17 protein-coding genes are annotated in these 15,185 nt (G+C 65.2%); 5 read left to right on the top strand and 12 right to left on the bottom strand.

The features are described from left to right. Positions 1-68: 68 nt before the first annotated feature. From H8S62_RS01725 to H8S62_RS01755, 7 genes are all read right to left on the bottom strand, one after another. Positions 69-656: a L7Ae/L30e/S12e/Gadd45 family ribosomal protein gene (locus H8S62_RS01725; protein WP_186918284.1), complete on the bottom strand. Its 588-nt coding sequence runs from the start codon at positions 654-656 to the stop codon at positions 69-71. After that, positions 649-924: an RNase P modulator RnpM gene (rnpM, locus tag H8S62_RS01730; protein WP_173023825.1), complete on the bottom strand. Its 276-nt coding sequence runs from the start codon at positions 922-924 to the stop codon at positions 649-651. The genes H8S62_RS01725 and rnpM overlap by 8 nt, the downstream gene beginning before the upstream one ends. A gap of 78 nt (positions 925-1,002) precedes the next feature. Continuing rightward, positions 1,003-1,191 carry a hypothetical protein gene (locus tag H8S62_RS01735; protein ID WP_243142217.1) on the bottom strand — a complete coding sequence of 63 codons (189 nt, stop codon included), beginning with the start codon at positions 1,189-1,191 and terminating at the stop codon, positions 1,003-1,005. 170 nt (positions 1,192-1,361) lie between these two features. Next, the gene (nusA, locus tag H8S62_RS01740; protein WP_186918285.1) at positions 1,362-2,516 is read right to left on the bottom strand and encodes a transcription termination factor NusA; all 1,155 of its coding nucleotides are present in this window, start codon (positions 2,514-2,516) and stop codon (positions 1,362-1,364) included. 100 nt (positions 2,517-2,616) lie between these two features. Further along, on the bottom strand, positions 2,617-3,072 hold the full coding sequence (locus H8S62_RS01745) for a ribosome maturation factor RimP (RefSeq protein ID WP_155147032.1): 456 nt from the start codon (positions 3,070-3,072) through the stop codon (positions 2,617-2,619). 289 nt (positions 3,073-3,361) lie between these two features. Continuing rightward, the gene (locus H8S62_RS01750) at positions 3,362-4,408 is read right to left on the bottom strand and encodes an LCP family protein (protein WP_186918286.1); all 1,047 of its coding nucleotides are present in this window, start codon (positions 4,406-4,408) and stop codon (positions 3,362-3,364) included. Between the two features lie 409 nt (positions 4,409-4,817). Next, positions 4,818-5,135: a hypothetical protein gene (locus H8S62_RS01755; protein WP_155147028.1), complete on the bottom strand. Its 318-nt coding sequence runs from the start codon at positions 5,133-5,135 to the stop codon at positions 4,818-4,820. A gap of 156 nt (positions 5,136-5,291) precedes the next feature. Here H8S62_RS01755 and H8S62_RS01760 point away from each other — a divergent pair, with 156 nt between their 5' ends. From H8S62_RS01760 to H8S62_RS01775, 4 genes are all read left to right on the top strand, one after another. Further along, positions 5,292-5,954, top strand: a complete 663-nt coding sequence (locus H8S62_RS01760) for a Crp/Fnr family transcriptional regulator (RefSeq protein ID WP_155147026.1) — start codon at positions 5,292-5,294, stop codon at positions 5,952-5,954. A 98-nt stretch (positions 5,955-6,052) separates the two neighbouring features. After that, a complete protein-coding gene (locus H8S62_RS01765; protein WP_186918287.1) occupies positions 6,053-7,138 on the top strand; it encodes an ABC transporter substrate-binding protein in 1,086 nt (361 codons plus the stop codon). A 58-nt stretch (positions 7,139-7,196) separates the two neighbouring features. Then, positions 7,197-7,979, top strand: coding sequence for an ABC transporter permease (locus H8S62_RS01770; protein WP_243142372.1), 783 nt, complete (start codon positions 7,197-7,199; stop codon positions 7,977-7,979). After that, a complete protein-coding gene (locus H8S62_RS01775; RefSeq protein WP_155147022.1) occupies positions 7,976-8,557 on the top strand; it encodes an ATP-binding cassette domain-containing protein in 582 nt (193 codons plus the stop codon). The genes H8S62_RS01770 and H8S62_RS01775 overlap by 4 nt, the downstream gene beginning before the upstream one ends. A gap of 100 nt (positions 8,558-8,657) precedes the next feature. On the opposite strand, the gene H8S62_RS01780 is transcribed toward H8S62_RS01775, so the two are convergent. The 5 genes from H8S62_RS01780 to H8S62_RS01800 form a co-directional block, all read right to left on the bottom strand. Continuing rightward, positions 8,658-9,878, bottom strand: a complete 1,221-nt coding sequence (locus H8S62_RS01780; RefSeq protein ID WP_155147020.1) for an S-layer homology domain-containing protein — start codon at positions 9,876-9,878, stop codon at positions 8,658-8,660. Positions 9,879-10,024: 146 nt separating this feature from the next. Continuing rightward, complete coding sequence (locus tag H8S62_RS01785; protein ID WP_155147018.1) at positions 10,025-10,825, bottom strand: hypothetical protein; 801 nt, start codon at positions 10,823-10,825, stop codon at positions 10,025-10,027. A gap of 32 nt (positions 10,826-10,857) precedes the next feature. Continuing rightward, positions 10,858-11,172 carry a hypothetical protein gene (locus H8S62_RS01790; protein WP_155147016.1) on the bottom strand — a complete coding sequence of 105 codons (315 nt, stop codon included), beginning with the start codon at positions 11,170-11,172 and terminating at the stop codon, positions 10,858-10,860. Further along, positions 11,169-12,164 carry an MFS transporter gene (locus tag H8S62_RS01795; protein WP_186918288.1) on the bottom strand — a complete coding sequence of 332 codons (996 nt, stop codon included), beginning with the start codon at positions 12,162-12,164 and terminating at the stop codon, positions 11,169-11,171. Before H8S62_RS01795 ends, H8S62_RS01790 begins: the two co-directional genes overlap by 4 nt. 155 nt (positions 12,165-12,319) lie before the next feature. Further along, positions 12,320-14,401: a serine hydrolase domain-containing protein gene (locus H8S62_RS01800; protein WP_186918289.1), complete on the bottom strand. Its 2,082-nt coding sequence runs from the start codon at positions 14,399-14,401 to the stop codon at positions 12,320-12,322. Positions 14,402-14,687: 286 nt separating this feature from the next. Between H8S62_RS01800 and H8S62_RS01805 the strand changes: the two genes are divergently transcribed. Next, the gene (locus H8S62_RS01805; RefSeq protein ID WP_155147009.1) at positions 14,688-15,167 is read left to right on the top strand and encodes a hypothetical protein; all 480 of its coding nucleotides are present in this window, start codon (positions 14,688-14,690) and stop codon (positions 15,165-15,167) included. Positions 15,168-15,185: the final 18 nt, after the last annotated feature.

The raw sequence follows: 15,185 nt of genomic DNA on the forward strand, positions 1-15,185 counted from the left end.
CAAGCGGCTGCTCCAATAACGGATACGTTCTATGTGTTCAAGCCGCATACGCGGCGTTATCTGTCTTTTCATGCGGGCTTGTCGGGGCCGGGGGGAAGCTTCCCCTTGATTTTCACCCTGCCCTTGAGGGCGATGCGGGCCTGTGCGCCCGGTGCGGCGGTCTCAGGCCGCTTTCCCTTTCCGCCGTCCTTTTTCCCGCCCGTCCCGCTCTCTCTGGGCGGCGGGGCCCAGGGCTTGTGCTTGCCCTCCTTCAGGTTCCTCTCGTGACGGCGCTGCTCCTTCTGCCGCTGGAGTGCCTTCTGCGCCCTGGTATCCAGGGCGGCGGCGGTCTCGCCGTAGCGCTCCGGGTCGGCGGCCGCCAGCTTGGAGACCAGGGAGGCCGCGAAGCCCGCGTCGGTAATGGCCGCCATGGCGCAGGAGGTCCGGCCCATCATGGCGCCCATCTCCGCCTTGGTGAAGGGAACGTCCACCCAGGGGACCCCGCCCGCCTCGGCGAAATGAGAGGCCCGCCGCCGGGAATTCTCCGCCGCGTCGCCGGCCACCAGAATCAGCTTGGCCTGCCGGGCGCGGGCGCAGGCGCCCACCGGCTCCTCCCCAATCTCCAGCCGCCCCGCCTTCTTGATAAGGCCCAGCAGGGGGAGGACACTGCTACTCATCCCGATCACCCTCCTTCATCTGGTGTTCCAGGCCCTCGTACACCTCAGGCGGCAAAGGCGCGGAAAAGGCCCGCTCCAGGGCCTTGGACTTGCGCGAGCGCTTGAGGCACTCGCCGTTGGGACACAGGTACGCGCCCCGACCCGGCTTCTTGCCCTTAAAGTCCAGGGAGACCTCCCCCTCGGGGGACTTAACCACCCGGATCAGCTCTTTCTTGGGCTTCATCTCCCGGCAGCCCACGCACTGGCGCAGGGGTATTTTCTTCGGCACGGCTTGCACCTCCTTATCGTTCAGCGAACGGAATCTGTCTTGCGCCTGTGCGGCGCTTATGAAAGCCGCGGCTCCGCCTTACTCCTCGTCTGCGCCCGCGTCCTCTGCGATGGCCGCATCCTCCTTCGGCTCGTCCGGGCCGGGGTTGGACGCGGGCTTGATGTCAATCTTGAACCCGGTCAGCTTCGCGGCCAGCCGGGCGTTCTGCCCCGCCCCACCCGGCTGGCGCCGTGCGGGGACCCCATTCTTTTCATCTGCTCGGGGCAAATAAATTGCCCCGGCATCAAGGTTTTGGCCCGCCAAGTCTCCTGTCATTCAGAGCCAGTGCGCACACTGGCGAAGAATCCCCTTCGATGGAACATACCATGGCCAAAACGCTTGTACGGCGCTTATCGCGCCGCCCCGCCCTGCGGGGCCCCGTCGGGCCCGTCCGCCGCTTACTCCTCGTCCGCGCCCGCGTCCTCTGCCACGACCGCATCCTCCTTCGGCTCGTCGGGGCCGGGGTTGGACGCGGGCTTGATGTCAATCTTGAATCCGGTCAGCTTCGCGGCCAGCCGGGCGTTCTGGCCCTCCTTGCCGATGGCCAGGGAGAGCTGTTCGTCGGGCACCACCACCCGGCAGCTCTTGCCGTCGTCCAGGGTGTCCACGCTGATGACGTCGGCGGGGGACAGGGCGGCGGCCACGTACTCGGCGGGGTCCTCGGAGAATTTGATGATGTCCACCTTCTCGCCCTTGAGCTCGTCGACAATGTTGTTCACGCGCTGGCCCCGGGGACCGACGCAGGCGCCGATGGGGTCCACGTTGGAATCTGCGGACCAGACGGCCAGCTTGGTGCGGCTGCCCGCCTCCCGGGCGATGGACTTGACCTCCACGGTGCCGTCGTAGATCTCCGGCACCTCCAGCTCAAAGAGCCGCTTTACCAGGCCCGGATGGGTCCGGGAGATGAGCACCTGGGGCCCCTTGGTGGACCGGCGGACCTCCACCACGTAGACCTTCAGGCGGTCGCCCTCGCGGTAGGACTCGCCCCGGACCTGCTCGCCCGCGGCCAGGAAGGCCTCAGTTGCCTCGTTGCCGGAGCCGATGCGGAGATTCACTGCGCCGGAGCGGGGGTCCACGCGGGTGACCACACCGGTGAGAAGCTCGTGCTCCTTGGAGGAGAACTCATCGTATATCATGCCACGCTCGGCCTCGCGCATACCCTGAATGATGACCTGCCGGGCGGTCTGGGCGGCGATGCGGCCGAAGTCCCGGGTCTTGACCTCAATGCGGATAACGTCGCCCAGCTCGGCGTGGGGCAGCTTCAGCCGGGCCTCGTCCAGGCTCATCTCCGTGAACTCGTTGTCGACGGTCTCCACCACGTCCTTTTTGACGAACATGCGGACCTCGCCCCGCTCCTCGTTGGCGTCCACGGTGATGTTGTCCCCCGCGCCCTCGTGGTCCCGCTTGTAGGCGGTGATCAGGGCCTGGGTGATTTTTTCCACCATGTAGCTCTTGGGGATGCCCTTTTCCTTCTCGATCATGTCAATGGCGGCAAAGAACTCCTTGCCGTCCAGCTCGTTGGTCTTCTGGGGTTTTGCATTTCTCTTGGCCATGTCACGTATCTCCTTACATCGTCACGGCGCGGCGCATTCACCGCCAGCGTCCGTAGGGCCCGATGCCGCATCGGGCCGCTTTCCTGTCGCGCCCGCCCTCTTAAAAGCGGACGTAAAGCCGCACCTGGGCCACGTCTTTCTTCTCAAATGTGGTCTCCGTCCCGGCGAGCCCGACGGTCACATTCCCGCCGTCGTACGCCATGAGGACGCCCACGTGGTCCTTCCGCCCCTCCACCGGACGGTAGAGCTTCACCTCCACCTCGCTTCCGATGAACTGCGCGAAGTGCTCAGGCTTTTTGAGGACCCGGTCGATGCCCGCGGAGGAGACCTCCAGCGTGTAGGAGCCCTCGATTGGGTCCACCTCGTCCAGCTTGTCGCTCAGCGGTCGGGAGACCGCCTCGCAGTGGTTGATGTCCACGCCGCCCTCGTGGTCGATAAAGACCCGCAGGAACCAGGTCCCCGCCTCGCGGACATACTCCACATCCCAGATGGTGCAGCCGTTTTCGGCCGCGATGGGTTCGGCCAGGGCGCGGGCCACTTCGGTGACTTTCGCCATAGGGTTCCCTCCTTCAAAAGCAGCTTCCAAAAAATTACTCAGCCAATTTTTTCAATAAGAAAGAGCGGAGCGAAGCCCCACTCTCACCATACTACCTTTACTATCATGTGAAGTATATCACGCAGGCCCAGGAAATGCAAGGCTTTTCCGCGTTTTTTCCGTCTCCGCCGGCGCCGATACGCCGAGCATGCGCGGCCAAATGCCGCGCACGCTCGGCGTATCGGTAAAGTCACCGCCATACAGTGCCCCTGCCGGACGAAACCGGCGTCCCTCCGACAGGCCGCCAAGCTCAGTTCGCCTGCACCATATGGGTCATATCCAGGGTCACGTCGGTGGTATAGGGGTTGAGCATGGTGTTGATAATCTCCAGGGACGCCTCCCTGTCGTACTCCCAGCACCATTTGTTTCCCTTGTAGGTCACGTCCCCCGCGCCGGGGAAGATGGCGGTGCTCATGCCGGTGTCCATCTTGAAGGCCACCGCCTGGGAGGCGAAGTAGGCCATGTCCGTCCCGCTCAGATTGGTTTTGACGTTGCGCTGAAGGATATCCACGAAGCTGTTAATCTTTGTGAGACTCCCCCAGGAGAGCAGCTTCTTGGCGATGGCCACCATCAGGCCCCGCTGGGTCTCCTCCCGGTTGGTGCCCGATCCGGCGTAGGCATCGTAAACGTCATAGTTCACCGCGTCATACCAGACGCTGTTCTTCCGGCAGCGGGCGATCTCCAGCACCTGCTGGCCGGTGAGTCCGGTGTGCTGGCCTTGATTGTAGTGGATGTGGAGATCCTGGTCGGGCGCGTCGTAGTTCATGTCGATGGGCACGTAGAAGTCCACGCCCCCCACTGCGTCCACCACCTCCACGAAGGCCTTCAGGTCCACGGTGACGTAGAAATCGATGGGGATGCCCAGCATCTCGGTGACGGCCTCCTTCAGCTCGTCTATCCCGCCGAAGGCGTAGGCGCCGTTGATTTTATAGTAGTGGTTTTTCCCATGGGTCCGGTCCACCAGGGTGTCCCGTGGGATGGAGACCAGGCTCACCTTCTGGTTGGGCACGTCGTAGGACGCTATCATAATTGTGTCCGCGTTGCCGCTGACCTGGTCGCCGGCAGCCAGGAGGAAGGTATAGTAGCGGTCCTTCCGGTTCAGCGTCTGTCCGACAGCCGGCGTGGTCTGGCTCTCGTCGATGTCCGGGGTGTCCGGGTCGTCCACCGGGGGCTTCGCATCCTGAGTGGGGATGGGCGGCGCCTCCACCGCGGGCGGCCGGATGGTGAGGTTCCAGACAACAAAGGTGGTCACGATAACCGCCGAGATGATGACAAGGGTGCGGTAAAATAATTTCATAGCCCGCCGTCCGGCATTGGCCTTCTTTTTCTTTCTTCTGCTCCGTTTCCCGGCCAAGGGGTCCACCTCCGGTCTTCCTTTGTATTATGTCAACGGTCCCTAGTATATTTCATTTATTGCCCGTCCGCAAGCAAAAGTTACATTCTTCACTTTATTTTAAGAAACCCCTCTGCGCAGCGCAGCCGCAAGCAGGAGGATTCACGCCGCAAAAAATGGAAACGTGAAAAATACAAAAGCGGGGCGGGCCGCGTGGTAAACGGAAGTCAAGCGTCCCGGGCGGCCGGCTTCCACCGATGCCTTGCCGGCGGACCTATCCGGCCCCCGCAAACCTCCTTATTACCTGCAGAAACCCGCCTCCGCTTTCTCATTTTTCACGTTTCAACTTTGCCCTCCCCCGTTTTTCCCGCCGCTAATCCCGCTGTCTCGTGGACAGCATCGCCGCCGTCAGCGCGTTGACCGCCCCCAGCAGATCACACAGGAGCTGGTTTTGCGCACAGGACAGTTCCACCAGCTGCTCCAGCAGGGACTGGGTCTCCTCCCCCTGGCAGGGTGCGCAGATGCCGCAGCCGGCGGTGCCCGGCACGGCGTTTGGGCTTATGTAGCGTCTCATGGGGACGTCCTCTTCCATGGTCTCCATGCTGGTGCGGACTTCAAGGGTGGCCTCCCGAATCGCGGCGGCCATAGCCGCAGGGTCTCTCTGCCGGGAGGCACGCCTACAATTTGCCATAACATCATCTCCAATCTTTGCCCCATTCTATGCGCGGACGTTCTGCCGCGTCACCGTGGCGCGGCAAAATATTCCTATAAAACAACTTGACTTTTATCGGAAAAGCGTTTAAGCTCAATCTGTCTCATTTGATACAGTTTTTAAGGAGGGATGTCCATGGCCCAGTTGAACCCGGAGGAGCTGACGCTGCTGCGGGGTGTGTTTCTCTTTCAGGGGGCGGAGGCCCTGGCCGACGCCGCAGCAGCGGATCCCCGCTGCCAAATCGCCGTGGCCGGGCGGGGGCAGATCATCTACGCCCCCCACCAGTTCCAGCACAGCCTGGGGGTCCTTCTCTCCGGCCGGGTCCAGGTGAGCAAGGGGGAGCTGCTGGTGAGCAGCCTGGGCCCGGGGGATCTCTTCGGCGCGGCCGCCCTCTTCAACGACCGGGAGGACTATGCCACCACCCTCACAGCCCGTGCCTCCTGCCGCCTCCTCTTCTTCCCCCAGGAGCAGGTGGCCGGTCTGCTGGAGGCCCACCCCGGGCTGGCCCGGAACTATATCCGCTATCTCTCCGGACGCATCCGATTTCTCGACCGGAAGATCGAGGGTCTCATTGCGGGCAGCGCCGAGCGCAGACTGGCCCAATATCTGCTGGAGCGGCAGGCGGACGGCGCGGTGGTCCTGGACTGCTCGGTGACCGGCCTGGCCGGGCGGCTCAACGTGAGCCGCGCCTCCCTCTACCGGGCGCTGGACTCCCTGGCCGCCGCCGGCGCCATCGAGAAAAATGGCCGCACTGTCCGAATTTTGGACAGTGCCGGGCTGGACAGCCTCCCCCACTGACTGCGCCGGGGCAGAGCCCGCCCCTCCCGCCCTTCCCCCGCCGGAGGAGGGCGTTCCCCGTCCCATTTTAAATTCTACTCAGGAAGGACTTGACCACCATGAAAAAATCCCGTCTTCTCGCCCTTGGCCTGGCGCTGGCTCTCACACTGTCCATCGCAGGCTGCACCAAGACGCCCACCCCCTCTCCCAGCGCCTCCGCAAACCCCGCTCCGACCGGGAGCGTCTCCCCCAGCCCCACTCCCACCCCCACGCCGACGCCCTCCGCCACACCGGACGATACCGCCGACCGCCCCGCGGTCAATCTGGCCGTCCTCAAGGGCAATACCGGCATGAGTGCCGTGAAGCTCCTCGCCGATAACGAGGCCGGGACCACCGTCAACGACTATGCCGTGACCCTGGCCGCCGACCCCACCGAGGTGAACAGCAAGCTCATCAACGGCGACATCGATATTGCCGCCCTGCCCACCAACGTGGCCGCCACCCTGTTCAACAAGACCGAGGGCGGCGTGCAGATAATCGCGCTGTGCGGCCTGGGCGTGCTCTATATGCTGGAAAACGGCGATACCGTCCACTCCTTCGCCGACCTGGCGGGCAAGACCATCTATGCTCCCGCCAACGCCCAAGGCGCCAATCCCGAGTATGTCCTCAACTATCTGCTGGAGCAAAACGGCCTCACCCCCGGCGCCGACGTGACCGTCGAGTGGAAGGACAGCGACGAGCTCAGCGCCCTTCTGGCCTCCGGGGACGTGGACCTCGCCATGATGCCCGTCCCCGCCGCCACCGCCGTGACCATCAAAAACCCCGACGTGCGCTTCGCCCTGGACTTCACAGCGGAGTGGAAGGCCGTCAACTCCGACAGCCAGCTCACCATGAGCTGCCTGGTGGTCCGCACGGAGTTCGCCCGGGAGCACCCCCAGGTGGTGGACGATTTTCTCACCGAGTACGCCGCCTCCATCGACTACGTGAAGAACAACGTGGACGCCGCCGCCGAGCTGGTGGCCCAGTACGGCATCACCCCCAGCGCCGCGGTCGCCAAGGCGGCCATTCCCCAGATCAACCTGGTGTACATCTCCGGGGCCGACATCCGGGATACCATCAACGGCTATTTCGACGTGCTCTGGCAGGCGAACCCGAAATCGATTGGAGGCTTCGTCCCTGATGACTCCTTCTACTACATCCCCTGAGCATCCGAATACCAAGGGCAATCCCGCCCCGCATAAATTACTGCGGGTATTGCTCCCCATGGCCTTCTGGCTGCTGATATGGCAGTTGGGGGCCATGTGGGTGGGCCGCGCCGCCATCCGTTCCGCCTGGGCCGCGGGGGACTCCGCCGCACTGCTGGACGCGGTGCTCCGGGGCAAGGAGCTCTTTCTCCCCGGACCCGCCGCCGTCCTGCGCTCCCTGGGCACGCTGGCGGGCACCGCCTTCTTCTGGCAGTCGGCCCTCCTCTCCCTGGAGCGCATCTTCGCCGGCTTCCTGGCCGGGGCGGTCCTGGGGGCTGTTCTGGCGGTGTTCTGCGCAGCCTTCCGCTGGGCGGACGCGCTTCTCTCACCCGCTGTGGCGGTCATCCGCGCCACCCCCGTGGCCTCCTTTATCATTCTGCTCCTCCTGTGGGTTGCCACGAACCGGGTCCCCACCGTCTGCTCCGCCCTGATGGTCCTCCCGGTGGTGTGGGGCAATGTGCGCAAGGGCGTCGGCGAGACCGACCCCCTCCTGCTGGAGGCCGCCCGGGCCTACCGTTTTACGGCCTGGAAGACGGTCCGGCTGGTCTATGTCCCCTCAGTTCTGCCCTACTTCGCCAGCGGCTGCTCCACCGCCCTGGGCCTGGCCTGGAAGGCGGGGATCGCCGCCGAGGTGCTGTGCCTGCCCAAGACCGCCATCGGAACCCAGATTTTTAATTCCAAGCGCTACCTGGAGACCCCTGACCTCTTCGCCTGGACCCTGGTGGTCCTCCTGCTCAGCTTTCTGCTGGACCGGGTCTTCGGCGCGCTCTTTCACCGTATGGAGAGGGGGCGGCGCGGATGACCCTTGCCGTTGAGAATCTGACCGTCCGCTTCGGAGAGAAGACCGTACTGGACCGCTTTTCCCTCTCGCTCCCCCTCAGCGGCGTCACTGCCCTCTCCGCCCCCTCCGGCTCGGGCAAGACCACTCTGCTGCGGGTGCTGGGCGGCCTTCAGGCGGGCGGCGGCGTGGTGGAGGGCGTCGCCCCCGGCCGCACCGCCTTCCTCTTTCAGGAGGACCGGCTCCTCCCCTGGCGCACCGTGGGGGAGCACATCTCCGACGTTCTCCCCAGGGAGCGGCGCACCGAGGTCTCCCGCTGGCTGGAGCTGGCGGAGCTGGAGGGCGAGGCGGACTCCTGGCCCGCCGCCCTCTCAGGCGGCATGGGCCGGCGGCTGGCTCTGGCCCGGGTCCTGGCCCTGGGCGGGGAGCTCTATTTGCTGGACGAGCCCTTCGCCGGGGTGGACGCCCCCCGGGCCGAGCGGATCTTAAAGCGCATCCGCGCCCTGGGCGTCCCCGTCCTCCTGGCCAGCCATGAGGCGCATATCCTCTCTCTGGCCGACCGGGTGGTCCGTCTGGACGGCCCGCCCCTCCGGGTCATATAGCGCAAAAGCGCGGCCCGCACGAGAGATCGTGCGGGCCGCGCTTTTGCCTTTCTTTGCCTTCCCCGTAAAGGGAGGCGGGGCGGTCCACAGGCCGGCCGCCCTACACCCCCAGATAGGAGAAATGCATGTAGTCCCTGTTGGTCGGCCAGGCGTTCCCGCCCCAGGAGTACCCATAGGAACGAAAAATCCGCACCACGCTGCCGTCCTCGGGGATGGACCAGGGGTCCTCCCCGGGGGTCCAGTGGCTCCCGGCTCCCACCCGTCCGTCGGGGTAGACCTGATAGTTCTCATTTGCGTTGATGTCAACGGCCGTACCGCAGTTATGCTCCCCGGTGGCGGAGGCCCCGCGCCAGGCGTACCCTTCAACGGAGTAGATGGGGAACTGCTCCGGGTCGTTGTAGATCTCCGTAAAAACCGCCGTCATATCGTCGGCAATCGCGGCGTGCACGGTAAAGGTAATCGTGCTCCCCGTCTTCTCCCCGGTCTCCCGGCTGAGCTTCCAAACCGGCACGGTGACCTGCGTCATATTGGCACCGGCCTCCTCCTCCGTGGCGTAGCGGCTCTGCTGCGCGGTGCCGAAGAGCCGCGTCAGCTTCTCGTCGTTGCTTCCCAGCTCCCGCAGGCCGTCCCCCGGCTGAACGCTTACCGGCGGCAGCTCGCCGCTCTGGCCCCACGCCCCGGAATTCTCCGGCGCGGTCTGTCCGGTCCCTGTCTCCGTCCGGTCCAGGGCCCGCATGAGGAGCACCGCCCCCGCGCCCCGGGTCAGGCTCTCCCCGCCGCCGAAGCTGCCGTCCTCCCTGCCCGTCACGATCCCACGGGCGTAGCACTGGAGCACCGGCCCCCGGTAGGTCTCCGGCATGTCGTCCAAATCGGAGATCTCCGCCAGATCGACGTCCACCTTCGTCAGGCTCAGCCCCTTTACATTCCTCAGCACGCGGTCCAGCAGCACGGCCGTCTCCTGCCGGGTGACGGGGCGGTCCAGGCTCCCCCCGGTCACGCTCAGGAAATCCCCCTGCTGCACCACGCCCACCGCCTCCGCGCCCCGCAGGGCCCCTGCGGCCCAGTGCTCGGCGTCGGAGGAGGTCTGGAGGGCGCCGGGGTAGAAGGCCCGGCCCATCAGTGTGAGCCACTCCCCCCAGGAGAGGGGCGCGTCAGGCCGCATGGAGCCGTCGGGCAGGCCGGTCATCAGTTTGCATTCCACCGCCCGGCTCATGTCGGCATAGGCCCAGTGCCCGCTCGGCAGGTCGGTATATGCGGCGGCAAACGGGGTCGTTCCCGCCAGAAAGAGCAGGAGCAGCAGGACGGATGCGGCTTTCTTCACGGCGGGGGCCCCCTTTTCGCCTCATTTTCCCCATTGTACCGCAATTTTCACGCTTTTGGAACGGTTTTCTCAGTTATTTTACAAAAAGCGGAGCGCGGCGTGTTATTTTCACGCCGCGCCCCGTCCCTATTTTTCCAGCTCCGGTTTCACCGCTTTTTCCGCCGGCACACCAGCGGAATCAAAACGGCGGTGCCCGCCACCACCAGTACCACCAGGGCCGCCGCCACCCAGGGGATAACGTTCGCCGGCGCGGGTATCTCCTCCGCCGTGGGCACCAGCCCCGTGACGGGCAGGACCGTCTCATCGGCAGCCAGCTCTGTGTTGGCGGGGTCGCTGAGGCAGATCCAGACGTTGCGGCTGCCCATCACATAGCCCGTAAAGCCCCAGAACAGGCCCGCGCCGTCCACATAGCACTTCTGAAAAGCCTCCGCGGGGGTGACGTTGTTGGTAAACCAGTTGGCCGGGCACGCATCGTAGTCCATTTCGCCGGAGCCGGGGAAGGTCCACAAAACCACTGTCTCCAGGCCGTCGAAGGCGTGGTCGTAGGCGCTGTCGTAGGGGACGAACTCATCCCCATGAGCCTCCTCGAAGGAGAGGTAGTCGGGCACCACCACGGTCTCGCTCACCCTGAACCAGCCCCAGTCCCCTTCGTACTCCGCGCCGCCCCAGAGTACGCCGCCGGGGGCGGTGTAGAGCCAGGTGCAGCCCAGGACCTCGCCGTTGGGCAGATTGACCACCTGGGCCGTGGAGCCGGGGGCTTTCCACAGCGTCAGATACCCGTCCGGGCCGTTGGCCGTGTACCGGCGGAAGAGATACTCGCACTCCTCCCGGTGGGACTCGTAGAAGCTGTCCCCCTGAGGCTCCCAGATCACGTCGGCCGTCGCCGCCGGAACCAGCAGGGCGGCGCAGCAGAGGAGCGCGCACAGCAGACGAAGGGTCTTTTTCATTTTGGTTTCCTCCTTACAATACTGATTGGCCGCTAAAAAAGCAGATTCAGCAGAACACCGGCCGAGTAGGACAGTAAATTGGCCGCCAGGGCCAGGGCCCAGGGCCTGCGGATGTCCGCGCCGAAGCGGCTGTAGTAGAAGCCCTCCGCCCCGACGGCGGCGGCCTCCAGCGCAGCGGTGAGCCAGACCGCCGGGAACAGGGTGTGGAGAAGGACCACGGCGGGGTTGGTGAGCAGATTCACCAGCACGCACAGCAGCAGATCCCGCCGCCGCAGCCCCCAGCAAAAGGCCACCGGCACCTCAACCGCCAGGGTGAGCGCCAGGGAGATTGCCAGTATGGAAATCACGGCTTCACCCTCCCCAGGCCGAAGAGGAGCGGCGGCAGGGAGACCAGCGCACCCAGGGCGTAGAGGTATTTCCCCGCCAGGGGGAGTGATATGCCCAGGAAGACGGGCAGGAAGCCCAGAAACAGCCCGAAGGTGAGCAGGCCGAAGGCAAATCCCTTGGCTCCGGGCAGAAGTCCGGCCGCCCCCCAGAGGGTGAGTGGCATGGTCATGTTGAAGAGAAAGACCCCCGCGATTCCGGCGGCGGGCACGTCGGCCAGGAGGAACAGGAGCGCCGCCGTCCCCAGGGAAACCGCCGCCGTCCGGCGCAGGCCGAAGCGGTCGGCCAGCAGGCCGCCCAGGGCCTTGCCCAGCACCAGGGCGGCCACAAGGGGGACGGCGTAGCCGGCCTTCCAGGGGAACTGGGCCGCGAGCCCCAGGTAGGAGCGCAGAACCACCACCAGCGCCAGGCATATAAGGGCGGCGGGCGCGGCGGAACGGCCGGAGAGCGCCAGGGAGACCGGGGCGTTTCCCGATGCCCTGCAAAGGCGGAAGATGAGCCCGCCCGCCAGGAGGACGCCCCCCGCAGCCAGTGCGGACGTCGCCGCGCCGCCGCCCGCCAGCAGGCCCCCCAGGAAGATGCCAAGCGCCCCGGGAGAGACGAAAATACCCAGCGCGCCGCAGCGGGAGGCGCTGCGGTTTAAGGTATCCAGCCCACCGCCCACATGGAAGAGGGCGTTGCCCACCCCGGCACAGACCGCGCCGCCGAGGCCGGGAATCAGCCAGGCCAGGGCGCAGGCGCCGCAGCCCAGGGCGGCGACGGCGTGGTTTTTGTCCAGCCGGTCGGCCAGCAGGCCCACGGGCATCTGGAGGGCGAAGGCGCAGAAATTATAGAGGAGCAGGCACAGCAGCGCGTCCCCCGGGCCGGGACGGATGCGCCCCAGGAGGAGGAGCGCACAGGAGAAGTCCACCGCGAAATGGGCGGCGGAGTAGATGAAAAGCCGTGTCCGGGCCATACCGTTCCCCTCCCTTGTTTTGTTCTTTAGACGGCGCAGGTGGGAAAAGGTTCCTGGTGGACGGATCTTTTACGGGGTATCATGTCAGCGGCTCCGCCGAACGCAGACCACCCCCGGCGGAGGATACCGCCGGGGGTGGTCTGAACGTTATGCCGTTACGCCGCGGGGCGGGTGAAGGACAGGTGGAACCGGGCGCCGGGGTCGCCGATGAAGACGATGTAGCCCCCCTCGGGGAGGGCGACCGAGGCGTCTCCGTACATGACGGAGGAGGCGGCCACGCTGCCGTCGGCGTGATAGACGTAGAACCCGGCCTCTTCGGGCAGGGTGACGGACATGGTCATACCGGCGGCGGCCCCCACCTCATACCAGCGGGCATAGCCGTCCGCCTGGATGGTGGAGTAGGCCCCCTCGCCGGCGAAGACGGGCTTCACCTGGGCGGCGTCCATAAGAAGCTGACTGGGGGTGGCGATGTAAGTCACGCCGTCCTTTTCATAGATGGTCATGTCCTGGCTGTCCCGGCCGCCGCCGTTGGGCACCTGGAGCTCGCCGCGGGCATTGGCCCCGTCCACGATGCGCAGGGCGAGGTAATAGCCGGGGACCATCTTGGGCATCTCGGTCATGCCGTTGGAGCTGAAGAGGGCGGGCCAGAGCTGGGAGGTGTACTTCTCGCTCAGCAAAACCACGCCCATCGTCCCCATTCTGTCCCAGGACGCCTGCGCCTCAGCGCTGACGGAATTCTCAGGCATCTTCTGAGCCGCATAGTTGGACACAGGCATGAGCCCCAGCCCCGGCAGGCTGGCGCAGGCCTTCTGGTAGAGGTAGGTCACGCCGTTGGTCTCTTCCACAAATTTCATCATGGCAGCGCCAGCGGCGTCCCGGAAGGAGCCGTCACTGAAGTAGGCGAAGGTCTGGGCGGGGGTGCTTGGATAGGTCAGGGAGTGGATGGTGAGGACGCCGTCGGCGGTGACGTCAACTTTCATCTGCTGGGCGTTGGAGCCGTAGTACCCGGAGTAATCCGCCAGCTCGGCGGGCATGTCGGCGCTCTCGGCGGCGGGGAGGGCGGGGAGGGTCTCGTCCACGCTCACGCCCTTCTCGGCCAGGGCGTCGATGAGCATCCGGGACGCGGCCATCTCGTTATAGGTGGAGACGCCGCCGGAGGAGAGGACCGCCGCAGCCATGTTGTACTCGGGTATGACCACCAGCCCGGCGTGGTAGTAGAGGGTGTCGCCGCCCTTGGCCAGGGCCTGGATATCGCTCCAGGCAAAGGGGTAGTACTTCACGGCGTCCCAGCCCAGTCCGTAGGTGACTTGGTCCTCGTCGTCCTCGGCCCAGACGCCGTTTTTGTACTCGGGGGCGGCCATGGCCTTGAGGGACTTCTCGGAGAGCAGGCCCTTTCCGGTCAGCGCGCCGCCGAAGGCGGCCAGGTCGGAGGCGCTGGAATAGATGCCGCCGGTGCCCACCGTGCCCAGGCAGTCCTGGGGCAGAGCGCGGGTATCCGCGCCCTGGTAGATCCTCACCAGACGGGAGGCGTCGAACTCGTCCTGGGGGGCAAAGGTGTTTTGAAGGCCCGCCGGCTCAAAAATCTCTGTGCGCAGGTACGCGGGGAAGCTCTTTCCGGAGACCGCCTCCACCACCAGCTCGGCCAGGGTGAAGCCGTCGTTGCAGTAGACGCTGAACGCGCCGGGGTCGGCCTTCAGGCGCTGGGTGGACAGCCGCTCCAGCAGGTCCTCAGCGGCGGAGCGGTCGTCGTCCGCGAAGAGCATGAAGTTCTGGTTGGAGGTACCCATCAGTCCGGAGGAGTGGTTGAGGAGCATTCGCACAGTGATGTCCTTGTACCGCTCGTCGGCCATCTTGAAGTCGGGCAGGTACTTGGTGACGGGACTGTCCAGATTGATCTTTCCGTCCTCCACCAGCTGCATGACGGCAACGGTGGTGTAAATTTTGCTGACGGAGCCGACGCCGTAGAGGTCGTCGTCCAGAATGGCGCGGTTCTCAGTCTTGGAGTAGACCCCCGCGTGGCCTGAGAGGGTGATCTCCCCATCCTCCCACACGGCGTAGGAGATGGCGCTGGCCCCGCCGTACTGGGCGGCATAGGCCGCTGCCTGGGCGGCGGACTCCTCCCGGGTCAGGGGGGCGGTCTCCGCCGGGGCCGTATCCTCCGCGGCCAGGGCGGGGACGGCCAGGCTCAGCGCCAATGCCGCGCTCAGCGCCAGGGCGCCCAAACGTTTTTTCCACATAAGTCTCTCTTCCTTTCTCAATCGGGCCTGTTTGTTTTGAGGCTCAAACTTATTGTATCGCACGCGGAGGCAAAGTCAACTTAAAAATGCATTAAGAATTCACCCTCCTGTTGTTCCACCATATACCTTCCACCTGGTGAAAGGTCAAGGGCTGCAAAAAATTTTTGAACTTTTTCTGCTTTAGTGTAACAAATCGTCCCTCCAAATCGTCTATATAATAGAAGCCCCGCTTCGGAAAGGACACCTGGGACGCGGCCCGCAGCCGCCCCGAGAGGAGGATCGCCCCGTGAGAAAGGAACAGCAGCTCTACCGGAAGTACGCCCCGGCGCGTTTTTGCGTCCTGTGCCTGTGCTGCGGCCTTGCCGCGTTCTGGCTTGCGCGTACTCTGGGTATCGATCCCCGGCTCCTGCTCCCCCTCGTCCTGGCCGTGCCGGCAGCGTCCCTTCCCTACTATGCCATCTCCTGGACCTACCGCTGTGAGGGAGACCAGCTTCTGGTCTTCCAGGGGCGGGGCGGACACGAGCGGCCCTGCCTCGCCATCTCCTCCGGGGACATTCTCTCCTGCGGCGTTTACCTCCCCGGCCAGCTCTCCGCGAGGCAGGCCAGCCGGGTGACCAGGGCCCACCTGTTCCTGGACCCAAGGAGCAAGCGCTATCTGCTCTACCGACTGAGCGGCGGCGGCACCGGTATCCTGATCTTCTCCCCGGACAGGGCCATGCAGGAGTCCTTTATTCAGGAGTGCTGGATTTTCCGGGCGTCCGCCTAGTCCCGCCCCCCCCGGTCA

The sequence above is a fragment of the Lawsonibacter faecis genome, assembly GCF_014287675.1.
In the GTDB taxonomy this organism is placed as follows: domain Bacteria; phylum Bacillota; class Clostridia; order Oscillospirales; family Oscillospiraceae; genus Pseudoflavonifractor; species Pseudoflavonifractor faecis.

Bases quoted from the DNA above. Each gene is read 5' to 3' on its own strand.
- H8S62_RS01750 (WP_186918286.1), bottom strand. From the start codon at position 4,408: ATGAAATTATTTTACCGCACCCTTGTCATCATCTCGGCGGTTATCGTG.
- H8S62_RS01785 (WP_155147018.1), bottom strand. From the start codon at position 10,825: ATGAAAAAGACCCTTCGTCTGCTGTGCGCGCTCCTCTGCTGCGCCGCC.
- H8S62_RS01775 (WP_155147022.1), top strand. From the start codon at position 7,976: ATGACCCTTGCCGTTGAGAATCTGACCGTCCGCTTCGGAGAGAAGACC.
- H8S62_RS01725 (WP_186918284.1), bottom strand. From the start codon at position 656: ATGAGTAGCAGTGTCCTCCCCCTGCTGGGCCTTATCAAGAAGGCGGGG.
- nusA (WP_186918285.1), bottom strand. From the start codon at position 2,516: ATGGCCAAGAGAAATGCAAAACCCCAGAAGACCAACGAGCTGGACGGC.
- H8S62_RS01745 (WP_155147032.1), bottom strand. From the start codon at position 3,072: ATGGCGAAAGTCACCGAAGTGGCCCGCGCCCTGGCCGAACCCATCGCG.
- H8S62_RS01770 (WP_243142372.1), top strand. From the start codon at position 7,197: ATGGCCTTCTGGCTGCTGATATGGCAGTTGGGGGCCATGTGGGTGGGC.
- H8S62_RS01760 (WP_155147026.1), top strand. From the start codon at position 5,292: ATGGCCCAGTTGAACCCGGAGGAGCTGACGCTGCTGCGGGGTGTGTTT.
- H8S62_RS01795 (WP_186918288.1), bottom strand. From the start codon at position 12,164: ATGGCCCGGACACGGCTTTTCATCTACTCCGCCGCCCATTTCGCGGTG.
- H8S62_RS01800 (WP_186918289.1), bottom strand. From the start codon at position 14,401: ATGTGGAAAAAACGTTTGGGCGCCCTGGCGCTGAGCGCGGCATTGGCG.
- H8S62_RS01755 (WP_155147028.1), bottom strand. From the start codon at position 5,135: ATGGCAAATTGTAGGCGTGCCTCCCGGCAGAGAGACCCTGCGGCTATG.
- H8S62_RS01765 (WP_186918287.1), top strand. From the start codon at position 6,053: ATGAAAAAATCCCGTCTTCTCGCCCTTGGCCTGGCGCTGGCTCTCACA.